Origin of the sequence: Streptococcus sp. 1343, from assembly GCF_013277355.1 — a bacterium.
GTDB classification, from domain to species: domain Bacteria; phylum Bacillota; class Bacilli; order Lactobacillales; family Streptococcaceae; genus Streptococcus; species Streptococcus pseudopneumoniae.
The window spans coordinates 1-5,585 of the sequence record NZ_VMMT01000105.1 but is presented as its reverse complement, the minus strand read 5'-3'; the positions used below and the strand labels follow the sequence as shown (position 1 = coordinate 5,585).

1 protein-coding gene and 1 pseudogene are annotated in these 5,585 nt (G+C 34.8%); both read left to right on the top strand.

Annotated features, from left to right (window positions below; all coding sequences use genetic code 11):
- The first annotated feature begins 290 nt into the window (after nt 1–290).
- Entirely contained in the window at nt 291–5,084 is a 4,794-nt protein-coding gene (locus HT709_RS11420; RefSeq protein WP_172925788.1) for a S8 family serine peptidase, read from the top strand.
- A 209-nt stretch (nt 5,085–5,293) separates the two neighbouring features.
- A pseudogene (locus tag HT709_RS11415) lies at nt 5,294–5,585 on the top strand (IS630 transposase-related protein); the annotation flags it as partial.

Genomic DNA, 5,585 nt, shown 5'->3' with positions numbered 1-5,585 from the left:
AATGTTTTAGAAGTAGAGGTGTACTATTCTAGTTTCAATCTACTATAAAAGCACATGAACTATTCTATGACCGTGATTAGTAAGGTTTTTGCTTAATGAGTAATTGAATGGAAAGTAATTATTTAATAAAGAAATTTAGTCTTGTATTAATCGAGATTAAATTTCTTTATGTTTAAATTACATGAGAAGAGTGATTAATATTACAATTTTGTTACAAAATAAGTTTTTGATAGAATTTTCAGATAATTTAGGATATAATACTTTTAATTTAAATAAAAAGGAGTGATTTTATGGGAGACTGCAAAGATTTTTGTCATAAAAAGTACCAAATAGCAACGATTTTTCTGCTATCGGTCTTTGCATGCAGATTTGCTTTAGTACAGGTTAGTGCTGCTGAGGGGAAATTTGAAACATCCAATCAAGTTACACATGCAGTAATAATTAATAAATTAGATGATTCAAATAAGCTCGCACCGTCAGTCACGGCTGACAAGAATGCTCTAGATTCTTCTTCAAAGGAAAAAACAGAAGCGACAGCGTCAGTAAAACAAGATGATTCTATAGAATATAGAGATAATAAGTCAGACAAGAATGTAATCACACAGAAAGAAAAGACTGCTATAAAAAGTGAAGAGAAGAAGGAAGAATCAGCAGTAGAAAGAAGTTCTTCTTCCGAAAGTTCACAATCACAGTCGTTATCTCAAAGTGGACATAAAGAAAAGCCAAATAGTATCTCCAGTAATGAAATGATTACTGTCCCTAAAACATGGGAAGCAGGACACAAAGGGAAAGGAACTGTAGTCGCTGTTATAGATTCAGGCCTTGATTTGAATCATGAAGTTCTGCGTATTTCTGATCCGTCAAAGGCGAAATTTAAAAATCAGGATGATATCGAAAAAGCTAAAAAAGCTGCCGGTATTGACTATGGAAAATGGTACAGTGACAAGGTAGTATATGCTTATGATTACTTTGATGGAACTGATAATATAAAAGAGGCTGAAAAAGAGTCTCATGGAATGCACGTTACTGGTATTGTAGCTGGAAATCCAATTAATAAAGCCCCGAATTCTGAGAAGGTTTATGGGGTGGCGCCAGAAGCTCAAATTATGTTTATGAGAGTTTTTTCAGATAGAGATAAAACTACAGCCTCTGCCCTCTATGTAAAAGCCGTTGATGACGCAGTTGCGTTAGGTGCGGATGTGATCAATATGAGTTTGGGTGCAGGTGCGGGTTCAACTGTAGATGCGGGTTCAGATATTATTGAAGCAGTAAAAAGAGCACGCACTAAAGGAGTATCTGTTGTTATTGCTGCTGGTAATAGCAATACTTTCGGTAGAGGTTTTTCACAACCATTAGCAGAAAATCCTGATTATGGTCTCGTCGGAAATCCCTCTACAGTAGAAGATTCAATTTCTGTTGCTTCGATTAATAATAAAATTCTAACTACTGAAGTCTTTGAAGTAAAAGGTTTAGAAAATGACGCTACCCTTGATTATGGTAAGTTTGATTTTAATAGACCTGAAACAGAAAAAGATTTTGAAAAAGGGAAAGAATACGAATATGTAGCAACGGGTATTGGTCGTGAAGAAGATTTTGCTAATATTGATGTAAGAGGTAAGTTAGCACTGATTCAACGTGGTAAAATCCATTTCTCTGATAAGATTAAAAATGCTCTTCAACACGGTGCAGCTGGAGTTTTAATTTATAACAACGTTGAAGGTGCAAATGTTAGTATGTCTGTTACAGGTGATGCTAAGAAAATCCCATCTGTCTTTATTTCAAAATATTATGGTGAAATTCTTAAGTCTGGTCAGTATAAAATTGTCTTTAATCACAAGATGGATAATCGTAAATCAGATGTTGCAGACCAATTGTCAGATTTTTCAAGTTGGGGAGTTACAACAGATGGACAATTGAAACCAGATGTTACTGCACCTGGTGGAAATATCTATTCATCATTTAACGACAATAGTTATGGAAGTATAAGTGGAACAAGTATGGCGGCCCCTCATGTAGCTGGTGTCGCAGCATTAGTCAAAGAATATTTAGCAAAGAAACATCCTGAATTATCAGCTAGTCAAATTTCAGAGATTGTAAAAGCTTTAATTATGTCTACTGCAAAACCACATTTTAATAAACAAACTGGAGCCTATACTTCTCCACGTCACCAAGGTGCTGGCGTAGTTGACACGATGGCGGCAACAAGCACAGATCTATTTGTAACAGGTGCAAATAATTATCCAAGTGTTACTCTTGGTAATGTTGGTGATAAATTTACCTTTGAAGTTACAATTCATAATATTTCGGATAAAGACCGAACATTGAAGATGATTGTAAATACAAATACGGACGAAGTTGAAGAAGGAAAATTCACTCTCCGTCCACGAAAACTAACTGAAACAGTTTGGCCCGAAGTAACTGTGAAAGCTCATAGTACGAAGACAGTAACAGTTAGTGTAGATACAAGTAAGTTTACTGAAGAACTTAGCAAAATAATGCCAAATGGTTATTTTCTAGAAGGATTTGTTAGATTTGTCAATCCTGCAGATGATGGTTCTGTTATTGGTTTACCATTTATGGGATTTAAGGGAGAATTCCAAAATCTACCTGCAATTGAAAAACCAATTTATCAATTGATTAAGGAAGGAAACAGTGGATTTTACTCTGAAATTGATAAAGATAATCCAGGAATTTCACCTTCAGACGATGTAACTTATTTAACAAGTTCTGAAAATGATGTAAATGTTTTAAAAGCAGAGCGTCAAGGAAATCGAGTGACTGTACTCGGAGTGAAACAAGATGATGAAGGAAAATACCATCTTCAATTAGATGAAAAGGGTAATGTTCGCCTTGCTATCTCGCCGAACGATGATGGTAATAAAGATTCTGTTCAATTTAAAACTCTTGTCTATAGAAACTTGGTAAATCTTCGTGCAACTGTTTATGATTCTTCGGATACAACACACAGTCAGCCTATTTGGCAAAGTCGTCCAACAGACCTTGTGAAAAATTATTTTGATGGCGATACTAGAAATCCAAGAAGTTACATTGTAGATAAAACAGCTTGGGGAGGACAGGATTCTAATGGAAATCGAGTCTCTGATGGAATTTATGACTATGTTATTAGTTATAAGCCAGATGTCCCTGGAGCTGAAGAACAATACACAATATTTAAAATTCAAATCGATACACAAAAACCTCTGATTACTTCGGGATATATTCGTTCTCAAAAAAATCAAGAACAATTTATAGCTCGTAAACCTCAGGATGTCGGAAATGGCGGAATTCTTCTAGAAAAAGTCTTTTATATTCGTCCTTCTGAAAATAGAGAGGCGGCAGATTCAGAAATCGAACAGTATCAGATTATCAAACAAAATGAAGATGGTAGTTATACACTTCCTAAGAACATTGATAAATCGAAAATCTTCTATTATGTGGAAGACTTTGCGGGAAATGTAGATTTTATATCTCTCAAAGATCTTGTAGGTGAAGAAAATAGTGGTCGTGTAAAAATTGCTATACTAAACAATAAAACCAATGATGAGATTGATACAACTTATGTTTATCGCATTAAAAATAGCGAAGGTCAATATGTAACCGTTGATAAGTCAAAAGATACTAATTTCTTGAAATTTGGGCATTATGTTGCAGAAATTTTTAGCTATGATCGTACAGAGTTGAAATTTGTGAGTGCTCTATCTAAGGAATTTGATTTAACGAAAGAAAATAGTTTTCAAACTATTACCTTCTTGGCTAACAAAATGAAATATGCCCCAGTAACGGTTGGCTTTAATCAAGCTGTTCCTGGAACTACAATGATTACTTTAGTAGGTGAAGACGGTCAGAGTCAAGTCTTGCCAGCTGAAACATATGGTAAACATTCTTATGGTAAGAAAGTGGTTACTGGTGAATATAAAGTTCTTGTAAATCTGTCAAACGGTTATGAATTACTTGATAATCTTCAACCATTTAAAGTTCTGTTTGGTAAAAATAATGTTTTGTCACTTTCAGTTGTTTCTAAGTTAGCTCTGATTGCAGCTTTAAATAAACAAATGGAAGTAGTTAAAACTCCAAGATATTATAATACAAAACAGAATTTAAAAGAGATGTTTGAGCAAAGTGTCAAAGATGCGCAACTAGCATTGGGAAGTAAACTTAACCAAGATAAAATTGACCAAATTGTTAAGGCTTTAGAGTCTGCTATGCAAACATTGGATGGTAAGGAATCTGATATCACATCATTGAAGAATGCCATTAAAGCATATGCTGAGACAGTTAAAAAAGGTAAATATATAAATTCTGATCAAGAACGCAAAGGTCAATATGATCGTGAATTTAAACTCTTGGCATTATTAATTACAAAAGATTTGATAACTCAAGATGAAATTGACCGTCTGTTGACCACTTTCTTGCAAGCTCAAGACCAGCTGAATGGGAAAGAAACAGATTTTATGAGCCTAAAGAATGTTATCGAGGATGAAGTGAAGTTCCAAGAAAAAGATCCAAGATTTTTGACAGCTAGCAAAGAGGAGAAAGATGCATATCATCTTATTTTCAACAAAGCTAAGCTACTTTTGGAAAATGCAGAAGCTAGTCAAGAAGAAATTAATGAAGTAATCAAAGCTCTAAAAGAAACGGTTGTAAAACTTAAGGCTAATAAAGTAGAGATTCCAACCAAACCAGTTGTACCAGTTAAGCCGGTTGATCCAACTAAAGCAGTTGCACCAGTTAATCCAGTTATTCCAGCTAAACCAGTTGTAACGATCAAGCCAGTTTCTCAAGTGCAACCTGTTAAATTAGTAAGTCAAAATAGACAAGTCTCAACTATTAAGCCTTCAATTAGCAATGATAAAATTGAGAAAGCTACATCAATTACAATACATCATTCCAATATAGAAGCTAAGCATGAGAATAAAACACTAGCTGGAAGTGATCAACAAGTGCTTTTAGCTACAGTCATCAAAGAAGGAAAACAGTTACCAGCCACTGGTGAGAATAACATGATTTCTATTATGCTAAGTATTTCTGGAATTTCTCTCTTGTTGTCAGTTATTGGACTTGTAACTTTTTCAAAAAGTGAGTAGAGAATACAAGCTAAATTCCCAAAGTAAGTTCCACCGCTAGTAGAATTGGAAGTTAGTCTGAGAAAAATCATAAAAACCAGTGGAATTCCGTGTCAGGGTAAGTTCCACTGGTTTTACTCATGCTTGATTTCTATAGTAGTATCGTGAGCAAAAGGATTCAAATTATAGTATAGTTGCTTAGTTTCAAACAAGCATGTTATAATAAAGCTATGGCATATAGTACAGATTTTAAACAGCGAGCATTAGATTACATCAAAGAGGGGGCACAGCCATGTCGAGGCAGCCAAGGTTTTTGATGTTGGCGTCAGAACTCTCTTCACGTGGGAAAAGAACTTACGTGAACAAGGACACTTAGAGAGGAAAAAGCGAGTCGTCAAAAACCGAAAGATTCCTTTAGAGGAATTGAAATCCTTATGCTTTTTTACGGGAAATTGCGGCACATTTTGATTGTGCTGTTCCTTCAGTATGGGCAGCTTTAAAGCAGATGAAGGTCACTTTAAA